Origin of the sequence: Novosphingobium sp. SG754 (genome assembly GCF_013149315.1) — a bacterium.
Taxonomy (GTDB): domain Bacteria; phylum Pseudomonadota; class Alphaproteobacteria; order Sphingomonadales; family Sphingomonadaceae; genus Novosphingobium; species Novosphingobium capsulatum.
In genome coordinates, this window is sequence record NZ_JABGCC010000004.1 from 179,966 (window position 1) to 201,040 (window position 21,075).

The following is a 21,075-nucleotide window of genomic DNA, read 5'->3' on the forward strand; positions in this document are numbered from 1 at the left end:
ATCCGGGGCAAAAGAACAGTTGCGGCCCTTAGGCGCAAACGCCAAGGCGTGCAAATGTCGCTGTTTCACCTTGCTCTTGCCGCTGCCCAGACGCCCGCGTTCACGCCAGCGCCGTGGATGTATCCGGTACTGACCGCGATTGCCGTGATCACCGGCCTGGTCGATGCCATTGCCGGTGGCGGCGGGCTGATCATGATGCCTGCGCTGATCACCATCGGCCTGCCGCCGCATCTGACGCTGGGCACCAATAAGATCCAGTCAATGTGCGGCACCACGATGGCCACCTGGCGCTATCACCGCGCCGGGCTGTTCACCCTGGCCGGCAATGGCGTGCTGGTGGCCGTCACGTTTGCAGGCGCGCTGATCGGCGCACTGGTGATCCAGCATTTCAAGCCGCAGGTGCTCTCGCTGATCGTGCCCGTCCTGCTGATCGGCGTGGCTCTTTACACCGTGCTTTCTCCGCGCATGGACGATGGCGACCGCCACGATCGCCTCGGCGCGCGCAAGTTCCTGCCGGTTGCGGGCGGCGTGGGCTTCTATGACGGGTTTTTTGGCCCCGGCGCCGGGCAGTTCTACACCACCACCCTGGTGGCCCTGCGCGGCATGGGGCTGACCCGCGCCACCGGACTGACCAAGCTGCTCAACGTGACCAGCAACCTGGCCAGCGTGATCGTCTTTGCGCTGGGCGGCCATGTGCTGTGGCTGCTGGGCCTGTGCATGGGCGCCGGGGCAATGACCGGCGCCATCATCGGCAGCCACTTTGCCACCCGCTTTGGCGCCCGGTTGATCCGTCCCTTGCTGATCGTGGTCAGCCTGGCCCTGACCGGGCGGCTGGTCTGGCAGTGGTTTGCCGGGTGAACACCATCTGATCGCGAGGCCCATACCGGCCAGACCAGCCGGCAGACCTGGGCCTTATGGCAGGAGCAGGCTGGAATCGCCGTAGCTGTAAAAGCGATAGCCGGTGGCGATGGCATGGGCATAGGCCGCCTGCATCGCCTCCAGCCCCATCAGCGCCGAAACCAGCATGAACAGCGTGGACTTGGGCAGGTGGAAATTGGTCATCAGCCCGTCGATCGCCTTGAAGCGATAGCCGGGGGTGATGAAGATCGCGGTATCCCCTTCGAACGGATGGATCGTGCGCGCCTCATCCGCCGCGCTTTCCAGCAGGCGCAGCGAGGTGGTGCCCACCGCGATGATGCGCCCACCGGCCGCGCGTGCGGCGTTGAGCCGGGCCGCGGTTTCGGGCTCGATCCGGCCCCATTCGGCATGCATCTGGTGATCGGCGGTGTCATCGGCCTTGACCGGGAGGAACGTGCCCGCCCCCACATGCAGCGTGAGCGTTTCATGGGCGATGCCGGCGTCGGCCAGCCCCGCCATCAGCTCTGGCGTGAAATGCAGCGCGGCCGTGGGCGCGGCAACGGCGCCGTCCTTTTGCGCGAACATCGTCTGATAATCCTGGCGATCCTGGGCGTCGGTTTCGCGCTTGCCGGCGATATAGGGTGGCAGCGGCATGCGGCCGGCCCGTTCCAGCAGCACTTCCACCGGCTCATCCCCGGGGAAGAACAGCGTCCAGCTGCCATCGGCATGGCGCGCTTCGGCCGTGGCGGAAACGCCGGCGCCGAAATCGATCACGTCATCGGCACGCAGCCGCTTGCCGTTGCGGATGAAGGCCTGCCAGCGGCGCAGGTCAAGCCGCTTGTGCAGCGTGGCACCCACGCGCGCCTCCCCCCGGCGGCCTTCGAGCTGGGCCGGGATGACGCGGGTATCGTTGAACACCAGCACATCGCCGCGGCGCAGCAGGCCCGGCAGATCGCGCACCACATGGTCGCTCAGCGGCTGCCCGCCGGCCACATGCAGCAGCTTGGCCGCATCACGCGGGCGGGCCGGGCGCAGGGCGATGTTTTCGGGCGGCAGTTCGAAATCGAAAAGGTCAACACGCATGGCGAGCGCGCTAGCCGCAGCCGTGGCACAGGGCAAGCACCTGACGCCACCGGCTCCCCATCCTCTTTAGAGGAGGGGGTTGGGGGGTGGTGGATGCGTAGCGCCAGGCTTCGCACCACCCCCGGCCCCCTCCTCTGAAGAGGAGGGGAGATAAGCAGCCTAAATCGTCCCTTGCCCCAAGATCAGTTGGTGCGCGACTTGCTCAGCATGTCGGGCGTGATCGCGCCGGTTGGCACGGCCGCCGGCAAGGCCGGGCGCGGCTTGTTGTCGGCCAGGATCGAGGCCTGGAGGATCTTGGTCGGATTGCTGGGCGGCTCGCCCCGCACGATCGTATCCACTGCATCCATCCCGCTGATCACGCGGCCGAAGTTGGTATACTTGTGATCGAGCGCAAAGCGCGGATAGAACACGATGAAGAACTGGCTGTTGGCCGAGTTCGGCTCGTTGGTGCGCGCCATCGACACAGTGCCGCGCATGTGCGGGGCATCGTTGAATTCGGCCTGAAGGTCAGGGAGCTTCGATCCGCCCTGCCCCGTGCCGGTGGGGTCACCGGTCTGCGCCATGAACCCGTCGATCACGCGGTGAAAGATGATGCCGTTGTAGAACCCTTCGCGCGTCAGCGTCTTGATGCGCTCCACATGGTGGGGCGCCCATTGCGGCATCAGGCGGATCAGCACGCGGCCGCCGTTCGACAGGTCGAGCACCAGCACGTTTTCAGGATCGTGGGCCGGATCGGTATCGACGGCATAGGTAATTTCGTGCTGCGGCACGACCTTGTCGATCTTGAACGGCTGCGCCGGGGCCTTTTCCCCACGGCTTTGCGCCATGGCCGGGCCGGACACGACCGCCGAGGCTGCCAGGGCAGCGCAGATCAGGGCCTTGGAAAACGAACGGGCGATCATCAAGCCTGCCACCTTGTTGGAATATGTGAAACGCCGATTAGGCCCGGCGCGCTGACACTGCAATGAACGATTCGGCAATAAACACGCGATCGGCGCGGCGGCATGGCGCGCTCAGTAATCCCCCAGGCGGCCGATGCTGTTGACGCGGGCCACCACATCGTCGCGCACGGTGGGGGTGACAAAGCCGGAAATATCGCCGCCGAACAGTGCGATTTCCTTGACCAGCTTGGACGCAATCGGCTGCAGGCTGACATCGGCCATCAGAAAGACCGTTTCGATCCGGTCGTTGAGCTGCTGGTTCATCCCGGCCATCTGGTATTCGTATTCGAAATCAGCCACGGCGCGCAGGCCGCGCACGATCACGCTGGCGCCCTGCGCTTCGGCAAACTTCATCAGCAGGGCGTTGAAACCCACCACGCTGACATTGTCGATGCCCTGCTCGTCCAGTTCGCGGCGCACCATGTCCATCCGCTCTTCGGGTGTGAACATCGGGTTCTTGGATGGATTGGTGGTCACGCCCACGATCAGCCGGTCCACCAGCTTGGCGCCGCGGCGGATAATATCGAGATGGCCCAGCGTGATCGGATCAAACGTGCCGGGATAAATGCCAACGCGCTGCGCCATCAGTGATTCCTTTCCACGATGAAGCGCGCGAGTTCGCGCAGCAGGTCTGCCTCGGCGCCATGGCTGCCCAGGTGGGCGATTGCCTGGTCGACCAGGATGCGCGCCTGCTCGCGCGCGCGCTCGACACCGAGCAGCGAGACGAAGGTTTCCTTGCCGGCAACGGCATCCTTGCGCAGCGCCTTGCCGGCGGCGGCCTCGTCACCCTCGGCATCGAGCAGATCGTCCGCGATCTGGAAAGCCAGGCCGATATCGCGGGCATAGCCGCGCAGGTGGGTGCGGCCTTCGGGCGGCAGGCGCCCCAGGATCGCGCCCATTTCCACCGCAGCGGCCAGAAGCGCGCCGGTCTTGAGCTGCTGCAGGCGGGTCACGGTGGGCAGATCGAACGTGGCGGTTTCAGCCACGATATCCATCATCTGCCCGCCGGCCATGCCATTGGTGCCGCTGTTCACGGCCAGGGTGCGGATCAGTTCGACCCGCACGAACGGGTCGCCGCTCATAGCGGGATCAGACAGGATCTCGAACGCGAAATCGTGCAGCGCATCGCCCGCCAGCACCGCCGTGCCATCGTCAAATGCCTTGTGCACCGTGGGTTTGCCATGGCGCAGATCATCGTTGTCCATGCACGGCAGGTCATCGTGGATCAGCGAATAGACGTGGATCGCCTCCAGCGCGGTCCCTGCCCGCACCGCCACCTGGCGATCGACGCCATACATCGCGGCCGTGGCCGTCACCAGCAGCGGGCGCAGCCGCTTGCCGCCACCGATGGTGGCATAGCGCATCGCTTGCACCAGCCGATCGCGCGGATCACCCGGCAGGGGCAGCAGCGCATCGAAGCTGGCGTCGATATCTGCCTGGATCGCGGCCAGTGCCGGCTTGAGCAGGCCAGGGCTGCCCGTGGGCGCGGTCATCGCGATCAGGCCCCGTCGAACGGCCGGGTTGCTGCCGGCCGCCCTTCACGATCGGCCACGACCGCCTCGATTCGCGCCTGCGCTGCATCAAGCCGGGCCTGGCAATGCGTGCGCAGGGCCTCGCCCCGGGCATAGAGGTCGATCGATTCGTCGAGCGGAGCCTCGCCACTTTCCAGGCGGCGGACCACCACTTCCAGTTCCTTCAGCGCATCCTCGAAGCTGAGCGCGGCGATATCGGGTGTGCTAGCCATCGCGGCAAGCAATGGCCGCGCCGGCCGGGCCGGTCAAGCGGGGAACGCGTGGCTGTCACCGGCCTTTTGGGGTGTTCTTCCCCTAGCGCAAACGCGCGCACGCGGCTAAGGGCGCTTCCCATGTCGCAGATCACCGCTGAAATCGTCGCCGCTCACGGCCTGTCGGAAGAAGAATACGCCCGCGTGCTCGGCGCGCTGGGGCGCGAGCCCAACTTGGTCGAGCTGGGCATCTTCTCGGTCATGTGGTCAGAGCACTGCTCGTACAAGTCGAGCCGCATTCACTTGAAGAAGCTGCCGACGACGGCGCCCTGGGTGATCTGCGGCCCCGGCGAAAACGCCGGCGTGATCGACATCGGCGATGGCCAGGCCGCCATCTTCAAGATGGAAAGCCACAACCACCCGAGCTACATCGAACCCTATCAGGGCGCGGCCACGGGTGTCGGCGGCATCCTGCGCGACGTGTTCACCATGGGCGCGCGCCCGGTGGCCAACATGAACGCGCTGCGCTTCGGCCGGCCCGATCATCCCAAGATGAAGCACCTGGTCCAAGGCGTGGTTGCGGGCATCGGCGGCTATGGCAACTGCGTGGGCGTGCCCACGGTTGGCGGCGAAACCAATTTCCACAAGGCCTATGACGGCAACATCCTGGTCAATGCGATGACCGTGGGCGTGGCCGACACCGACAAGATCTTCTATTCGGCAGCCACGGGCCTGGGCAATCCGATCGTCTACGTCGGTTCGAAGACCGGGCGCGACGGCATCCACGGCGCCACCATGGCCAGCGCCGATTTCGACGAGAAGAGCGACGAAAAGCGCCCCACCGTGCAGGTGGGCGACCCCTTCACCGAAAAGCTGCTGATCGAGGCGTGCCTCGAACTCATGGCCACCGACGCCATTGTCGCCATCCAGGACATGGGCGCAGCCGGCCTCACCTCATCCTCGGTGGAAATGGCCAGCAAGGGCGGCGCCGGCATCCGCCTCAACATGAACATGGTGCCTTGCCGCGAAGAGCGCATGACGCCCTATGAAATGATGCTGTCGGAAAGCCAGGAGCGCATGCTCATGGTGCTGAAGCCCGGCAAGGAGCCGATGGCCGAGGCGATCTTCCGCAAGTGGGAGCTGGACTTTGCCGTGATCGGCGAAGTGACCGACACCGGCCACATGGTGCTGGAATGGAACGGCGAAGTCGTGTGCGACATTCCGCTCGATCCGCTGGCCGACGATGCGCCGCTCTACGATCGCCCGCACGTGCCCACGCCCAAGCCGGCGGCGATCGAAGCCCTGCCTGAAAGCGCGGACATCGGCGCTGACCTGGTCACGCTGATCGGCAGCCCGGACCTTGCCAACCGCCGCTGGATTTTCGAGCAATACGACAGCCAGGTCGGCGCCGATACGCTGCAGAAGAGCGGTGGCGATGCCGCCGTGGTGCGCGTGCACGGCACCGACAAGGCGCTGGCGATCAGCACCGACTGCACCCCGCGTTATTGCTTTGCCGATCCCTATGAGGGCGGCAAGCAGGCCGTGGCCGAGACGTTCCGCAACATCTGCGCGGTCGGCGCCACGCCGCTCGCCATCACCAACTGCCTCAACTTTGCCAACCCGCAGCGCCCCGAAATCATGGGCCAGATCGTGGGCTGCCTGGAAGGCATGGGCGATGCATGCCGCGCGCTCGATTACCCGATCGTCTCGGGCAACGTTTCGCTCTACAACGAATCCAAGGCGACCGGCGGCGGCTCGGCCATCCTGCCCACCCCGGCCATCGGCGGCGTTGGCCTGATGCTCGATCACACGCGCATGGCCACGGTTGCCTTCAAGGCCGCCGGGGAAACCGTGTGGCTGCTCGGACCCGAAGGCACCCACCTGGGCCAGTCGCTCTACCTGCGCGAAATCCTCGGCCGCGAAGAAGGCCACGCTCCCGCGGTCGACCTCGCGCTGGAACGCCGCAACGGCGAACTGGTGCGCGAATGGATTGCCGACGGCAAGGTTACGGCCGTGCACGACGTGGCCGATGGCGGCCTGCTCGTGGCGCTCACCGAAATGGCTCTGGCCGGCAACATCGGCGTCACCCTCGATGCGCCGCTCACCACCGCGCAGGCCTTTGGCGAAGACCAGTCGCGCTATGTCGTCACCACGCCGGCTGGCGTGGTGCTTGACGGCGCCACCAAGCTTGGCACCACCGGCGGCCAGGCCGTGGCCGGCGTGCCGCTTGCCGCCTTGCGCGAAGCGAACGAAGCCTTCTTCCGCGACTGGATGGAAGGCTAAGCCGCACCTCCACCACCCGCTGCGCGGGCGGTCCCCATCCCCGTTGCTGTGCGACAGGGAGGACCAGATCCTCCCCCACACCGTGGGGGAGGTGGCAGCCCGCAGGGCTGTCGGAGGGGGCATGTTGGCTTAACATCCCCTCTCCAACCTCTCCCGCCTGCGGGAGGGGCGTTTAGCCGTTTAACGCGCGTGCTTGAGCAGGTCGCGCGGATCGATGCCTTCGGCCTGCCACACGGCATGGGCCTGCTCATAAACCACGCCGGGCACGATCCCCAGGCGTCGCCGCGCTTCTTCCAGCGACAGCGGCAAGAGCGCGACGATCGATTGCTCCATCAGGCGCGGACAGGATTTGCCCCGCCGCCATGCCTCGCGCACCGCGCCCAGCACCGGCGCCCGGCTGTTGAGGCGCAGCTTCATCTGCAGCGCCGCCATCCAGGCGATGAACAGGTGCCCGGGCGCCGGTTGCTGCGGAAAGGTGAAGGCCAGCACGCACGCCTCGCCCAAGGCATCGCGGCCATAGCCGGTCAGCACATGCAGCAGATCGTGCACATCGCGCAGGCGGTTCATGTACCACTGGAAGCGGTCGTTATAACGCGGGCGATCAGCCAGGAAGCGCTCGGCTTCTTCCACCAGCCCTTGCGCGGTCAGGCCCTCGGCCTCCATGAAATCGCAATAGGCCTGGGCCAGCGAGCCAGCCGGCATCCGCCGCAGCGCCGCGTGATCGTCGAGCACCGCCGGCAGCCACGGCTCGGCCAGCGCCAGCGCATGGCCTTTCCGCGTGGCGAGAAACGCAGAGCCTGCCCTGCCCCCGCCACGCCAGGGCAAGGCGGCAAAGATGCCGAACACCTCTGCCGTGTTTTCGGTATTGTGCATCAGTCGGCGGAAATGGCGATAGGCAACCAGCGGGCGCAGGCGCGGCTTTTCCCGCGCCGGGTCAAACAGCGGCAGCGCCGCAAAGTCCCCCGCCCGTTGCTCCATCAGTCGATCACCCAATCCTCGCGCGCGATGCCAAACAGCTGCAGGATCGATGTCAGGTCACCCCGGTCGATCCAGCCATCTGCGGCCTGCCGCGCCTTGGGCTTGGCATAATAGGCAATGCCGTGGGTGGCGGCCGCGATCATCGGAATATCGTTAGCGCCATCGCCGGTTGCAAGGCTGGCGGTCGCCGGGCCGAGCCGGTCCATTTCCTCGAGCAGCACGGTCTTCTTCACCCCGCTATCGACGATCCCGCCAACCAGCGCGCCGGTAAGGCGCCCGTCGGCGATCTCCAGGCGGTTGCCTACCACGCGGTCAAAGCCGAGTTGCGTTGCCACCGGATCGGCAAACGAATGGAAGCCGCCAGTGACCAGCACGGTGTGGCAGCCGCGCGATTTGAGCGTGGAAACAAGCGTGCGTGCACCGGGCATCGGGCGAATGCGTTCTTCCAGGCATTGCGTGATGGCGGTTTCCGGCAAGTCCTTGAGCAGGCCGACACGCTCGCGCAGGGCGGATTCGAAATCCAGTTCGCCCTGCATGGCGCGTTCGGTGATCGCGGCGATGCGCTCTTTCAAACCGGCGAAATCGGCTAGTTCATCAATGCATTCGGCGCTGATCATGGTCGAATCCATGTCGGACACGAACAGGCGCGGGGTTTCGATCACGCGATCCGACAGCAGGAAGTCGCTGGCTGGAAAGCAGTTGTCGAGAATGCCGCGCACCGTGGCGGCATCGCCCGTCGCCACTTCGATTTCCAGGACCGATTCGCAGAAATCGAGCATGCCGGCGCCGGCCACTTCGCCGCCTACGGCCGTGATCTGCTCCACCGCCCGTGCAAGATTGTCACCAAGCGTCGTCGGGTCTGCTATCAGACGGGCAATGAGCACTGAAATTTCCCTTTCCTGTTCCGGCCCAGACAATCACGCCACCGCCAGCCGGCCTCGGCTCGCGCTCATTGCAGGGCCAACCGCCAGCGGCAAGAGCGATCTTGCCGTGCGCCTGGCCCTGGCCGAGCAGGCCGCCGGCCGCGCTGCCGTGGTGATCAATGCCGATAGCGCGCAGGTCTACGCCGATCTCGCCATCCTCAGCGCCCGCCCTTCACCAGCGGAAATGCAGTGCGTGCCGCACCGCCTGTTCGGCGCGTGGGACGGCGCCCAAGCCTGTTCCGCCGCCGATTGGGCGCAAGCCGCCACGGCAGAAATCGCAGCCGCGCATGCTGCCGGCGCGCTGCCGATCCTGGTGGGCGGCACCGGCCTCTATATCCGCACGCTGCTTGATGGGATTGCCCCTATTCCCGCCATTGATCCCGCCATCCGAGCGGCGGTTCGCGCCCTGCCGGTGAGTGAAGCCTATGCCGCTCTTTCCCGCGAAGATCCGCCGCGCGCCGCCGCGCTCAATCCTGGCGACAGCATCCGCATCGCCCGCGCGCTCGAAGTGGTGCGCTCCACCGGCCATCCGCTGGCCCACTGGCAGGCCCGGCGCGAGGGCGGCATTGCCGGTCGCGTGGCGCTGCGCCCGCTGGTGCTGCTGCCCGATCGCGCCTGGCTCTATGCCCGCTGCGACCAACGCTTTGCCGCCATGTGGGAACAGGGCGCACAGGCCGAAGTTGCCGCGCTGCTGGCGCGCCAGCTCGATCCCGATCTGCCGGTGATGCGCGCGATCGGCGTGCCCGAGATCGCGGCCTACCTGCGCGGTGAAATCAGCGCCGAATCCGCCATTGCTGCGGGCAGCCAGGCCACGCGGCGCTATGCCAAGCGGCAGTTCACCTGGGCCAAGCACCAGTTTCCCGGCGATTGGCCACGCGACACGCACGAAAATTGCCTTGACAGAACCCGGATAGCATCTTTATTTCAAAACTAGCGGGTTGACACGAATGTTTGTGTCAATTACCAAGCCGTCAATTGCTTGGCTCTTGCCAAGTGCCCGAGTAGGGAGAGACGGCCCGGCGCAGGCAACTGCAGCCGGGCCGCAATTTTTTAGGATTATGGGCCGTTCGCGCGGCCCGGCAAGCAAGGGAACAAGGTCGTGAAAAGCGAGCGCAGCGGCGCTGAAATCCTGGTCGAAAGCCTGGTCGCCAAGGGCGTCGAATTTGTGTTCGGCTATCCCGGCGGCGCGGTACTTCCGATCTATGATGCGCTGTTCGGCGATGAACGCATCCGCCACATCCTCGTCCGTCACGAAGCCGGTGCGGCTCATGCCGCCGAAGGCTATGCCCGCGCCACGGGCAAGCCCGGGGTCGTGCTGGTCACCTCGGGCCCTGGCGCGACCAATGCCGTCACCGGCATTGCCGACGCATTCCTCGATTCGATCCCGATGGTCGTCATCACCGGCCAGGTGCCCACTGCCCTGATCGGGTCCGACGCGTTCCAGGAAGCCGATACCGTCGGCATCACGCGCCACTGCACCAAGCACAACTACCTGGTCAAAGACCCGGCAGAGCTGGCCACGATCATCGACGAGGCGTTCCGCATCGCCACCGAAGGCCGCCCCGGCCCGGTCGTGGTCGACATTCCCAAGGACGTGCAGATCGCCTCCACCCGCTGGACCGGCCAGGCGACGCAGATGCGCAATCGCTATGCCCCGCAGGTGGAAGCACCCAGCGACGCGATTGCGCAGGCCGTGGCCATGCTCGCGACGGCTAAGGCGCCAGTGTTCTATACCGGCGGCGGGGTGATCAACTCCGGCCCGGAAGCCGCACGCCTGCTGCAGGAACTGCAGACGCTCACCGGCGCGCCGGTCACCTCCACGCTGATGGGCCTGGGCGCGTTCCCTGCGGCGCACAAGGATTGGCTGGGCATGCTCGGCATGCACGGCACCTATGAAGCGAACATGGCGATGAACCGCGCCGATCTGGTCGTGTGCATCGGCGCGCGCTTCGATGATCGCGTCACCGGCCGGCTCGACGCATTTTCGCCCGATAGCCGCAAGATCCACATCGATATCGATCGTGCCTCGATCAACAAGACCGTCCGCGTCGACCTGCCGCTGGTGGGCGATTGCGGCCGCGTGCTGCACCAGATCATCACCGGCTGGCTCGATGCCGGGCACCAGGCGCAGGATCTGACCGAATGGCATGCGCGCATCAACGGCTGGCGCGCGCGCAACAGCCTGGCCTATCCCAAGCGTACCAATGGCGAGATCATGCCCCAACTGGCGATCGAGCGGCTCTATGAACTGACCAAGGACCGCGAGCCGATCATCAGCACCGAAGTGGGCCAGCACCAGATGTGGGCGGCGCAGCACTTCCACTTCGATCGGCCCAACAAGTGGCTGACCTCGGGTGGCCTGGGCACCATGGGCTATGGCCTGCCGGCAGCGATCGGCGCGCAGGTGGGCTGCCCCGATGCGCTGGTGATCGATATTGCCGGCGATGCCTCGATCCAGATGAACATCCAGGAGTTGGGCACCGCCACGCAGTTCCGCCTGCCGGTCAAGGTCTTCATCCTCAACAACGAATGGATGGGGATGGTCCGCCAGTGGCAGGAATTGACCTATGAAAGCCGCTATTCCAGCTCCTATTCCGATGCCCTTCCCGATTTCGTGAAGCTGGCAGAGGCCTATGGCTGGAAGGGCATCCAGATCGACACGCTCGATCAGCTGGACGACGGCATCCGCGCGATGATCGATCATCCCGGCCCGGTGATCGTCGATTGCCGCGTCACCAAGGAAGCCAACTGCTTCCCGATGATCCCCTCGGGCGCGGCGCATACCGACATGATCCTCTACGGCGACGAAGTGGCCGGCACGATGGATGATGAAGCCAAGGCCCTGGTTTGAAGCCCGATTTGAAGATTGATCCGATGATGAAAATCAAAGCAGAGGCGCAGGAGCGCCACGTCCTGACCATCACGGTCGACAACGAGGCGGGCATCCTGGCCAAGATCGCCGGGCTGTTCACCGCGCGCGGCTACAATATCGACAGCCTGACGGTGGCCGACATCACCGACGAGCACGACGTCAGCCGCATTACGATCGTGACCCACGGGCCGCCGGCGGTGATCGACCAGATCCATGCCCAGCTCGAACGCCTGGTGCCGGTGCACAAGGTGACCGACCTGACCGAGGTTGGCCCCTATGTCGCGCGCGAACTGGCGCTGATCAAGGTGGCCGGCAAGGGCGAAAACCGCGTGGAAGCGCTGCGCCTGGCCGAGGTGTTCCGCGCCAACGTGGTCGACACCACCACCTCAAGCTTCATTTTCGAACTGACCGGCGCGCCCGACAAGATCGATACCTTCGTCAGCCTGATGAAGGAACTGGGCCTTGTCGAAGTGGGCCGCACCGGCATCGTCGGCATGATCCGCGGCGCCGAGGCCGCCTGACCCTTTTTCCATCGCTGTTTGCACAAACCCTGCGTCCACCACTGCGCTAATTCGGCCTGAGGGATGCCCGTTGCGGCAGGACGACCAACCAAGGACGAGTACCATGAAGGTTTACTACGACGCCGATTGCGATCTCAATCTGATCACCGGCAAGAAGATCGCCATCCTGGGCTATGGCAGCCAGGGCCATGCCCACGCGCAGAACCTGCGCGATTCGGGCATCAAGGAAGTGGCCATTGCCCTGCGTCCCGGTTCGGCCAGCGCCGCCAAGGCCGAAGCCGCCGGCTTCAAGGTTCTGCCCAACGCCGAAGCCGCCGCCTGGGCCGACATCCTGATGATCCTGGCGCCCGACGAGCACCAGGCTGCCATCTATGCCGACGACATCCACGCCAACCTGCGCCCCGGCGCAGCGCTGGCCTTCGCCCACGGCCTCAACGTGCACTTCGGCCTGATCGAACCGCGCGCCGACGTGGACGTGATCATGGTTGCGCCCAAGGGCCCGGGCCACACCGTGCGCGGTGAATACGTCAAGGGCGGCGGCGTGCCGTGCCTGGTGGCCATCCACCAGAACGCCACCGGCAATGCCCACGACATCGCCCTGGCCTATGCCTCGGGCGTGGGCGGCGGCCGTTCGGGCATCATCGAAACCAACTTCAAGGAAGAGTGCGAAACCGACCTGTTCGGCGAACAGGCCGTGCTGTGCGGCGGCGTGACCCACCTGATCCAGGCTGGTTTCGAAACGCTGGTCGAAGCCGGCTATGCCCCCGAAATGGCCTATTTCGAATGCCTCCACGAAACCAAGCTGATCGTCGACCTGCTCTATGAAGGCGGCATCGCCAACATGCGCTACTCGATCTCGAACACTGCCGAATATGGTGACATCGTCACCGGTCCGCGCATCATCACCGCCGAAACCAAGGCGGAAATGAAGCGCGTTCTGGCCGACATCCAGTCGGGCCGTTTCGTCAAGAACTTCGTGCTCGACAACCGCGCTGGCCAGCCCGAACTCAAGGCTGCCCGCAAGGCCGCTGCCGCGCACCCGATCGAAAAGACCGGCGCCCAGCTGCGCGCGATGATGCCCTGGATCGGCGCCAACAAGCTGGTCGACCAGTCCAAGAACTGATCGCGCAAAGACCTGCGCCACCGCGCCTTGCCCTGGCAAGTGCGGTGGCCTGGCCTTCCGGCAAAGGGGCCGGCCCGTTCGGCGGGCTGGCCCTTTTTCGTGCGCCCCTCGCTCTACCGAGCGGTCCGCCGGCTCGACGAACTGCATGGCAAAATCGTAAAAATGCATTCATAGCCATTTTGGACCTATTGGTTCGCCCATCGCTTTCCAGTCCTGCCCACCACCAGAAACTGATCGAGTCGCCGATGCCTTCGCTGCCCCACCTTGCCTCGGCCTGTGCCGCGCTATGCCTGCTCGGGGCGTGCCAGGCCCCGGTGCCAAAGCCCACGCCTACGCCCGATGGCGCCGGAGTGCCGGTGGCGCCTCCCGCCGCTACAGGCCCAGTGGCAGATGCCTCTGACAGCAGCGATGCAGCGGTCGATCCCGATACCCTGCCTGCGATCAATTGCGGCGAAGGCCGCATGGCCAAGCTTATGAACATGCCGGAATCCGAAGAAGCCCATGCCGCCGTGATCGCGGCCGTGGGCCATCGCCACATCCGCTGGGTCCATCCCGGCGATGCCGTGACGATGGATTACCAGCCCGGCCGGCTCAACGTCATCGTCGACGAACACGGCCAGATCGCCGCCACCCGCTGCGGCTGATCGCCCGCCCCTGCAACAGGGACCATAGCCGCTTTGCTCGCTTGCCACTCGCCCATGCGTTTGGCACCTTTCCCTCTGGGCGACGGCGTGCCTGGCTGCGCAACGGCCGCGCCCAAGGGAGACATCACATGATCACCGTTCGTACCGCGTTCACGCTGGCCGCCCCACTGGCCCTGGCCCTGGCCGCCACGCCGATGATTGCCCAGGCCCCTGCCGTTCCCGGCCAGCCGGACAAGGCCCGCGTCACGGCCGGCAACTATGCCGCCGATCCCAATCATTCGCTCGTGGCCTGGAGCGTCAACCACCTCGGCTTCAACGATTATTTCGGGCTGTTTGGTGATGTTTCGGCCAAGCTCACGCTCGATCCAGCCAATCTTTCCGCTGCCAAGGTGACCGCGACTATCCCCGTCAGCAAGGTGCTCACCGCCAATGCCGGTCTCAACGCGCACCTGCTGCGCCCCGGCACCGAGGGCAAGAAGCCCGATTTCTTTGGCCCCAATCCGGCCGATGCCACCTTCACATCCACCAGTGTGACACCTGGCGCCGATGGCACCAGCGCCACCATCGCAGGCAATCTCACGCTCAATGGCGTGACCAAGCCGGTTTCCATCGCCGCCAGGTTCATCGGCGCCGGCAAAGGCTGGGGCAAGGAAACAGTCGGTTTTGAAGGGACCACCACGCTCAAGCGTTCAGACTTTGGCGTGAATGGCGCGCTGCCGCTGGTGTCTGACGAGGTAAAACTCAACATCACCATCGCTTTCGAAAAGACCGCCTGACCTCTGCCTGACTGACCAGCAACCCCGCAACGGCATGCCGCTGCGGGGTTTGTTGCGCCCGGCATTTGATCTGGACAAAGCTGGCGCAAGGCACCATAGGCATGGCCGATGATCGCCGCGCTGAACCTTACCCTGCGACTTACACGCCCTTGGGCGTGAGCTGACGCGTCGGTTTTGCGGCGCACACGGCGCCCAAGGGTCATCCCCTCGCACCAGACGCATCATTTTCATTTTAAGGTTCAGCCATCATGGCCATGCTGAAGAATCCCGGCATCAAGTATCGTCCGTTTCCGCAGGTGGATCTGCCCGATCGCCAGTGGCCCTCGCGCACCATCACCAAGGCCCCGCGCTGGCTCTCGACCGACATGCGCGATGGCAACCAGTCGCTGATCGATCCGATGGACGCCGACAAGAAGGCGCGCTTCTTCGATCTGCTGTGCAAGGTTGGCCTGAAAGAAATCGAAGTCGGCTTCCCCAGCGCGGGTGCCACCGAATATGATTTCATCCGCGCCCTGGTGGACGAAGGCCGCATCCCCGAAGACGTCGTCGTGCAGGTGCTGACGCAATCGCGCGAAGACCTGATCAAGACCTCGTTCGAAAGCCTGGCCGGCGCCAAGCAGGCCATCGTCCACGTCTACAACGCGGTATCGCCGCTGTGGCGCACGGTGGTGTTCGGCATGGAACAGAGCGAAATCAAGGAAATCGCCCGCCGTGGGGCGACGTTCCTGCGCGATCAGGCCGCCCGCTTCCCGCAGACCGACTGGCGTTTCGAATATAGCCCGGAAACCTTCTCCACCGCCGAACTCGATTTCAGCATCGCCTGCTGTGAAGCGGTGATGGACGTGCTGCAGCCCACGGTGGAAAAGCCCATCATCCTCAACCTGCCGGCCACGGTGGAAGCCTCCACTGCCAATATCTATGCCGACCAGATCGAGTATTTCTGCCGCAACCTGCCCGGCCGCGATCGCGCCGTGATCAGCCTGCACACCCACAACGACCGTGGCACTGGCGTGGCCGCGGCGGAACTGGGCCTGATGGCCGGGGCCGATCGCGTCGAAGGCTGCCTGTTCGGCAATGGTGAGCGCACCGGCAACTGCTGCCTGGTGACCGTGGGCCTCAACCTCTACACGCAAGGGGTAGACCCGGAACTGGACTTCTCGAACATCGATGAAGTGATCCAGACCGTGGAATACTGCAACCAGCTGCCCGTGCATCCGCGCCATCCCTATGGCGGCGAACTGGTCTTCACCGCCTTTTCCGGCAGCCACCAGGACGCCATCAAGAAGGGCTTCGCCGCGCAGGAAAAGCGCAACGACGAACTCTGGGCCGTCCCCTATCTGCCGATCGACCCGGCCGATCTGGGCCGCAGCTATGAGGCGGTGATCCGCGTCAATTCGCAAAGCGGCAAGGGCGGTTTTGCCTGGGTGCTGGAACAGGACCAGGGCCTCAAGCTGCCCAAGAAGATGCAGGCGCACTTCTCGCGCCACGTGCAGGAACTGGCCGACGAACTGGGCCGCGAACTGCAGGCCGGCGATATCTGGGGCGTGTTCCGCAAGGTCTATCGCCTGGATGCCCCGCAACATTTCCAGCTTGTCGATTATGACGAGCAGCGCGGCACCGACGGCACCCGCGTGTTTGCCGGCAAGATCGAGATCGATGGCCAGGTGCAGTCGGTCAGCGGGCGCGGCAATGGCCTGATCTCGTCGGTCGTTGCCACCCTGGCCGAAGGGTTCGGCGTTCGCCTGGAAGTGCGCGACTATTCCGAACATGCCATGGGCAGCGGCACCAATGCGCGCGCTGCCGCCTATGTCGAATGCGTGCTGGCCGATGGCCGCGTGGTATGGGGCGTGGGCATCGACGAAGACGTTGCCACCGCCAGCGTGCGCGCCATCCTTTCGGCAGCCAACGCCGGCCGCTGATCGCCACCACCATCACACGCATCATGCAAGGGCCCTGGAGCATCCGCTCCGGGGCCTTTTTGCGATCAGGCCTCGGTATCGGCCCACAGCATTTCGGCCATGGCGTCGAGATGGCTGAAATCCACCGCCGGATCGCGGCGGTTGAGCGGCATTCCGCCCCAGCGCCGTGGATCGAGCAGGCGGCGGCGCAAGGCACGCTGCAACAGGTCGAGGCGCATCAGCGCTTCGCGATCGGCGGCCATGTCGTTGGCGCCGCGCCGCCGCTGCCAGCCGGCCTCGATCTGGCCGATCCGTTCCAGCACCAGTTGGTTGTATTGCCGATGCGGGCCGCGATGCAGCGGCATCAGCACGCGTTGCGCGGCCGCCTCGGTTGCCGGCAGCAGCAGACCATTGCGGCGGAAATCGTGAAAGCCCACCTCGGCTTCGCCCAATCGGCCCAGCATGACATTCAAACCGGCGCGCGTCAGAACCTGGCAGGGCAGGATATGGTGCCGCTGCATATGCGCCTGATATCCCGGAGAGCCGACGACGTTGACGCAATGAAACGGAATCGCCCGGCGCGCGGCGAACCGCCATTTGCGAGACGAATCAGGAACACGTTTCGTTAGGCCCATCGTGCCGAAATGATACAGTCTTCCCCTGGTTCTAACCAGAGCGTGCCGGCGCCGGGCAGCTCAACCGCCTGCGCCTGCGCAATGTGGCCATGGGCGATCAACCAGTCTGTCAGGCGCACGGCGGCGCGCGCATGCTGTTCTCCCGGCCGCTCGCCCCCGGTGTGCAAAGCAAACTCCTGCCCGATGAAAAAGGTCAGGCCGATGCTGGTCACGCGATCATCTCCGCGCTTCAGGCCGGCCAGGGCCATGGCCGGAAACGGCCCGCCATTCAGCCACGGGCGCACGGCGTCGACGAACCAGCGCGGCGAAACAAGGTTGCCAGCCGGCAACCAGCCGATCGCCGCCAAGCCCGGCAAAGTCGCCAGCGCCAGCAACAGGCTGGCCGCCACCTGCACCACCGGCAAGAGGCTTTCCGCCCCGGCCAAGTGCGGCCCCGGCGCCAGCAGCAGCGCTTCATAGGTGCTCGGGTCAAAATCCGCAGGCAGGCCCACACGCAGGTTCGCAAGCGCTGTTGCCGTCCCCTCTTTTGGCGCCAAACCAGTCAGGTCGAACGTCAAACCATCGCGCAGCAGTTCCACCCAACGGGCCGCGCCACCCGGGCGATGGCTCACGGCAAAGGCGTGCTCGGCCTGGGCCAACCCGGCCAGGGCATCGGCATCAGGGCGCGTGCCAGGGGCGAACAACAGCGTCGCCACGGCGCGCCCCCCCGCACTTTCCTGACCATCAGCCACCGCTTACGCTCCTGTCGTTGGACAAACCCTTGCGCCGCAATCCATTGCGGCGATCTACAGGGCCTGCACCCGATACCGTCGAAATTTCGTCAACACCCCGGCGCGACATGCTCAAAAAGCGCCCATTTCCAAACCTGACGCTAGCAACTGCCCCAGTTCGCGACATTTTTGCAATGCAGTATGCGGCAGGGCCTTGGGCGCCAAGATCGAATCGGGCCGATCCGCACCCGTTAGAATGATGCAGGGCGGCGCAACGCGGCGCAAACGCCAACCGGTCACGATCCGGTCGATCTGCGCCTGTGCTCCCTGCCCCGCCGTTCCTGCTGCGATGGCCGTGGCATAGGCGCGCCCTTCGATCTGCTCCAGCAGGGGGTAATAGCAGCGGTCGAAGAACGCCTTCATCTCGCCGCTCATGCTGCCAAGGTTTTCCGGGCAGACGAACAGGAAACCTTGCGCTGCAATGCATTGCGCGGGGTTAACCTGCTCGGCCGGCAACAGCTGCGCCGGCGCGCCGGCCTGTGCTGCGCCTTGCGCAGCGGCCTGTGCCATGGCCTGTGCCGCGCCGGTGCGGCTGTGCCAGATGATTGCCAGCATGCCCCCTGTCCTTTTCACCACCGCCGCCCCCGCAGCGTTTGTCATCCCCGGCACAAGCGCCGATCCATTGGTGTCAAATCGGACATGAACGCAGCTTTGCCAAATCGGTTTCCTGGCGATGTATCTGCCCGTGCGGTTTGCCCATGGGGCGGCAATCGGCTACCGCGCAACAATGATCCCGGTCACTGCGATTACCCATTCCCTTTCCGGCCTCGCCTGGCGTTGGCGTGGCGGCAACATGGACCTTTCCGGCCGTTTCGGCCGCGCCGGCGGTGGCGATGATGGCCTGAGCAATGACCTGGTGGATCAGTTGCTGCTCTCGCGTGGGGTGCCGCACGATGATCTTGAGCGGCACCGCCGCCCCACCTTGCGCGATTTCCTGCCAGATCCGGCCATTTTCCGCGACATGGAGGTGGCCGCGCGCCGCCTTGCCGAAGGCGTGGTGCGCGGCGAGCGCATCACCGTCTATGGCGATTACGACGTGGATGGCGCCACCAGCGCCGCACTGCTGCTGCGCCTGCTGCGCGCGCTCGGCGTGGAAGGCCAGGCCTATATTCCCGATCGCCTGCTCGAAGGCTATGGCCCCTCGGGCGAGGCCTTGGTGCGGCTGGGCCGCGAAGGCAGCCAGTTGATCGTTACGGTGGATTGCGGCGCCATGGCGCACGAGGCGCTGGGTCAGGCCGCAGCCGCCGGCATCGACGTGATCGTGGTGGATCACCACAAGTGCGCGCCTGACCTTCCCCCTGCCGTGGCCCTGGTCAACCCCAATCGCCTGGACGAGGATGACGAGGCCGCCGCGCATGGTCATCTTGCCGCCGTGGGCGTGGCCTTCCTGCTTGCCGTGGCGACAGTGCGTGTCCTGCGCGCGCGGGGATGGTTCGAAAGCCGCCCGGCGCCCGATCTCATGGGCCTGCTCGATCTGGTTGCGCTGGGCACTGTGGCCGACGTGGCGCAGCTCAAGGGCCTGAACCGCGCGCTGGTGGCGCAGGGGCTGAAAGTCATGGCCAAGCGCGCCAATATCGGGCTTTCCGCGCTGATCGATGCCAGCCGCATCACCCGTGCGCCAACTGCCAGCGACATGGGCTTTGCCCTGGGGCCGCGCATCAATGCCGCCGGGCGCATCGGCGATTCCTCGCTCGGCGTGCGGCTGTTGACGACGCAAGACCCTGACGAGGCCAAGGACATCGCTGCCCGCCTCTCGGCCCTCAACGACGAGCGCCGCGCGATCGAGCAGGCCGTGCAGGAAGCCGCCGAAGCGCAAGTGGAAGCACAGCACAATCGCGCCGTAGTGGTAGTGTCCGGCCTGGGCTGGCATCCCGGCGTGATCGGCATCGTTGCCGGCCGCATCAAGGAAAAGACCGGCAAGCCCACGCTGGTCATCGCGCTCGACGATGGCGAACAGGCCGAAGTTGATGGCGCTGGCATGGGCAAGGGTTCGGGCCGCTCCATCCCCGGTGTCGATCTGGGCGCAGCGATCATCGCCGCACGCGAGGCCGGACTGCTGGTCAAGGGCGGCGGCCATGCCATGGCCTGTGGCCTGACCATCGCACCCGACAGCGTGGAGCCGCTGGCGCAATGGCTCGATGAACGCCTCGGTCGCGACGTGGCCAATGCCCGCGCCGCGCAAAGCCTGGCGCTGGACTTGTCGCTCAGCCCTGGCGGTCTGACCCCCAGCCTGGTCGAAACGCTGGAAGGCGCTGGCCCCTATGGCGTGGGCTGGCCCGGCCCGCGCGTGGCAGTGGGCCCGGTGCGGCTGGTCAAGTGCGATATCGTCGGCAACGATCACGTGCGGGCGATCGTGGCCGGGGCCGATGGCCGCTCGTTCAAGGCCATGGCCTTTCGCGCAGCACAAACCGATCTGGGCCAGGCCCTGCTGCACGGCTGCAAGGGCCGCCAGCTATGGCTGGCCGGACGCGCCCGGCTCGACGACTGGGGCAGCCGCCCCGCCGCCGAATTGCACATCGAAGATGCCGCATTTGCCGATTGAATTTTTTGGGTCTGATTTTTTTGGATCGGCGGGTTGACGCACCGGCCCCAGCCTAATAGAGGCGCGGACCTGCCCAGCGGCGCAAGCCCGGCGGCCCCTTCGTCTAGCGGTTAGGACGCGGCCCTTTCACGGCTGAAACACGGGTTCGATTCCCGTAGGGGTCACCATCATTGCACGCTGCCGGACGGCCCCTTCGTCTAGCGGTTAGGACGCGGCCCTTTCACGGCTGAAACACGGGTTCGATTCCCGTAGGGGTCACCATCTGCATCTTGCCTCAAGGTGCGGATTGCCGGCATGCCATGCAATGCGCCATGTTTCGCCGGCAACCATGCCTTCGCATGCAAGGCCCCTTCGTCTAGCGGTTAGGACGCGGCCCTTTCACGGCTGAAACACGGGTTCGATTCCCGTAGGGGTCACCATTCCGGCGCAATTGGCGCGGAACCACACTACATCGTCGGCACGCCGCATGCCCATCGCATTATGCTGGGCCGTGCGCGCCCGCAAT

Annotated in this window: 20 protein-coding genes and 3 tRNA genes; 13 read left to right on the top strand and 10 right to left on the bottom strand. The window is 65.5% G+C overall.

The features are described 5' to 3' along the window. Positions 1–54: 54 nt before the first annotated feature. The gene (locus FHW97_RS11495) at positions 55–858 is read left to right on the top strand and encodes a TSUP family transporter (RefSeq protein WP_168351280.1); all 804 of its coding nucleotides are present in this window, start codon (positions 55–57) and stop codon (positions 856–858) included. Positions 859–912: 54 nt separating this feature from the next. Here the strand turns inward: FHW97_RS11495 and queA are convergent, their stop codons facing one another. The 5 genes from queA to FHW97_RS11520 form a co-directional block, all read right to left on the bottom strand. Then, positions 913–1,941, bottom strand: coding sequence for a tRNA preQ1(34) S-adenosylmethionine ribosyltransferase-isomerase QueA (gene queA / locus FHW97_RS11500; protein WP_169048064.1), 1,029 nt, complete (start codon positions 1,939–1,941; stop codon positions 913–915). 182 nt (positions 1,942–2,123) lie between these two features. Further along, a complete protein-coding gene (locus tag FHW97_RS11505; RefSeq protein WP_022675574.1) occupies positions 2,124–2,843 on the bottom strand; it encodes a peptidylprolyl isomerase in 720 nt (239 codons plus the stop codon). A gap of 111 nt (positions 2,844–2,954) precedes the next feature. After that, positions 2,955–3,467, bottom strand: coding sequence for a pantetheine-phosphate adenylyltransferase (gene coaD / locus FHW97_RS11510; RefSeq protein ID WP_171799039.1), 513 nt, complete (start codon positions 3,465–3,467; stop codon positions 2,955–2,957). Then, positions 3,467–4,375 (bottom strand): polyprenyl synthetase family protein, encoded by a 909-nt coding sequence (locus tag FHW97_RS11515; RefSeq protein WP_171799040.1) that lies wholly within the window; start codon positions 4,373–4,375, stop codon positions 3,467–3,469. Before FHW97_RS11515 ends, coaD begins: the two co-directional genes overlap by 1 nt. Positions 4,376–4,380: 5 nt before the next feature. Next, positions 4,381–4,626 carry an exodeoxyribonuclease VII small subunit gene (locus FHW97_RS11520; protein WP_028657669.1) on the bottom strand — a complete coding sequence of 82 codons (246 nt, stop codon included), beginning with the start codon at positions 4,624–4,626 and terminating at the stop codon, positions 4,381–4,383. 120 nt (positions 4,627–4,746) lie between these two features. Here FHW97_RS11520 and purL point away from each other — a divergent pair, with 120 nt between their 5' ends. Then, complete coding sequence (gene purL, locus FHW97_RS11525) at positions 4,747–6,888, top strand: phosphoribosylformylglycinamidine synthase subunit PurL (protein ID WP_171799041.1); 2,142 nt, start codon at positions 4,747–4,749, stop codon at positions 6,886–6,888. 180 nt (positions 6,889–7,068) lie between these two features. On the opposite strand, the gene FHW97_RS11530 is transcribed toward purL, so the two are convergent. Both FHW97_RS11530 and serB read right to left on the bottom strand, forming a co-directional pair. Then, entirely contained in the window at positions 7,069–7,866 is a 798-nt protein-coding gene (locus FHW97_RS11530; RefSeq protein ID WP_022675569.1) for a Coq4 family protein, read from the bottom strand. Further along, positions 7,866–8,750 (bottom strand): phosphoserine phosphatase SerB, encoded by an 885-nt coding sequence (gene serB / locus FHW97_RS11535; RefSeq protein WP_171799042.1) that lies wholly within the window; start codon positions 8,748–8,750, stop codon positions 7,866–7,868. Before serB ends, FHW97_RS11530 begins: the two co-directional genes overlap by 1 nt. On the opposite strand from serB, the gene miaA reads away from it, so the two are divergent. The 7 genes from miaA (at position 8,743) to leuA (ending at position 16,644) form a co-directional block, all read left to right on the top strand. Continuing rightward, entirely contained in the window at positions 8,743–9,723 is a 981-nt protein-coding gene (gene miaA / locus FHW97_RS11540; protein WP_171799043.1) for a tRNA (adenosine(37)-N6)-dimethylallyltransferase MiaA, read from the top strand. The genes serB and miaA overlap by 8 nt on opposite strands. A 165-nt stretch (positions 9,724–9,888) precedes the next feature. Beyond that, entirely contained in the window at positions 9,889–11,640 is a 1,752-nt protein-coding gene (gene ilvB, locus FHW97_RS11545; protein WP_022675566.1) for a biosynthetic-type acetolactate synthase large subunit, read from the top strand. Positions 11,641–11,666: 26 nt separating this feature from the next. Beyond that, entirely contained in the window at positions 11,667–12,182 is a 516-nt protein-coding gene (ilvN, locus tag FHW97_RS11550) for an acetolactate synthase small subunit (RefSeq protein WP_171792719.1), read from the top strand. A 103-nt stretch (positions 12,183–12,285) separates the two neighbouring features. Beyond that, positions 12,286–13,305, top strand: a complete 1,020-nt coding sequence (ilvC, locus tag FHW97_RS11555; protein ID WP_022675564.1) for a ketol-acid reductoisomerase — start codon at positions 12,286–12,288, stop codon at positions 13,303–13,305. 245 nt (positions 13,306–13,550) lie between these two features. Continuing rightward, complete coding sequence (locus FHW97_RS11560) at positions 13,551–13,949, top strand: I78 family peptidase inhibitor (protein ID WP_168351287.1); 399 nt, start codon at positions 13,551–13,553, stop codon at positions 13,947–13,949. Positions 13,950–14,077: 128 nt separating this feature from the next. Then, positions 14,078–14,725 carry a YceI family protein gene (locus FHW97_RS11565; RefSeq protein ID WP_054132237.1) on the top strand — a complete coding sequence of 216 codons (648 nt, stop codon included), beginning with the start codon at positions 14,078–14,080 and terminating at the stop codon, positions 14,723–14,725. Between the two features lie 248 nt (positions 14,726–14,973). Further along, positions 14,974–16,644 (top strand): 2-isopropylmalate synthase, encoded by a 1,671-nt coding sequence (leuA, locus tag FHW97_RS11570; protein WP_022675561.1) that lies wholly within the window; start codon positions 14,974–14,976, stop codon positions 16,642–16,644. 65 nt (positions 16,645–16,709) lie between these two features. Here leuA and FHW97_RS11575 read toward each other — a convergent pair whose 3' ends face one another. From FHW97_RS11575 to FHW97_RS11585, 3 genes are all read right to left on the bottom strand, one after another. Then, positions 16,710–17,195 (bottom strand): AHH domain-containing protein, encoded by a 486-nt coding sequence (locus FHW97_RS11575; RefSeq protein WP_255420046.1) that lies wholly within the window; start codon positions 17,193–17,195, stop codon positions 16,710–16,712. A gap of 53 nt (positions 17,196–17,248) precedes the next feature. Continuing rightward, on the bottom strand, positions 17,249–17,836 hold the full coding sequence (locus FHW97_RS11580; RefSeq protein ID WP_171799044.1) for a hypothetical protein: 588 nt from the start codon (positions 17,834–17,836) through the stop codon (positions 17,249–17,251). 264 nt (positions 17,837–18,100) lie between these two features. After that, positions 18,101–18,583, bottom strand: a complete 483-nt coding sequence (locus tag FHW97_RS11585) for an NAD(P)H-dependent oxidoreductase (protein ID WP_253941749.1) — start codon at positions 18,581–18,583, stop codon at positions 18,101–18,103. Between the two features lie 172 nt (positions 18,584–18,755). On the opposite strand from FHW97_RS11585, the gene recJ reads away from it, so the two are divergent. The 4 genes from recJ to FHW97_RS11605 all read left to right on the top strand — a co-directional run bounded on the left by recJ (position 18,756) and on the right by FHW97_RS11605 (position 20,989). Beyond that, positions 18,756–20,570, top strand: a complete 1,815-nt coding sequence (recJ, locus tag FHW97_RS11590) for a single-stranded-DNA-specific exonuclease RecJ (protein WP_062782273.1) — start codon at positions 18,756–18,758, stop codon at positions 20,568–20,570. 92 nt (positions 20,571–20,662) lie between these two features. Then, positions 20,663–20,737 (top strand) — tRNA-Glu (locus FHW97_RS11595). Positions 20,738–20,756: 19 nt separating this feature from the next. After that, positions 20,757–20,831 (top strand) — tRNA-Glu (locus FHW97_RS11600). A gap of 83 nt (positions 20,832–20,914) precedes the next feature. Then, positions 20,915–20,989: transfer RNA gene (locus FHW97_RS11605), tRNA-Glu, on the top strand. Positions 20,990–21,075: the final 86 nt, after the last annotated feature.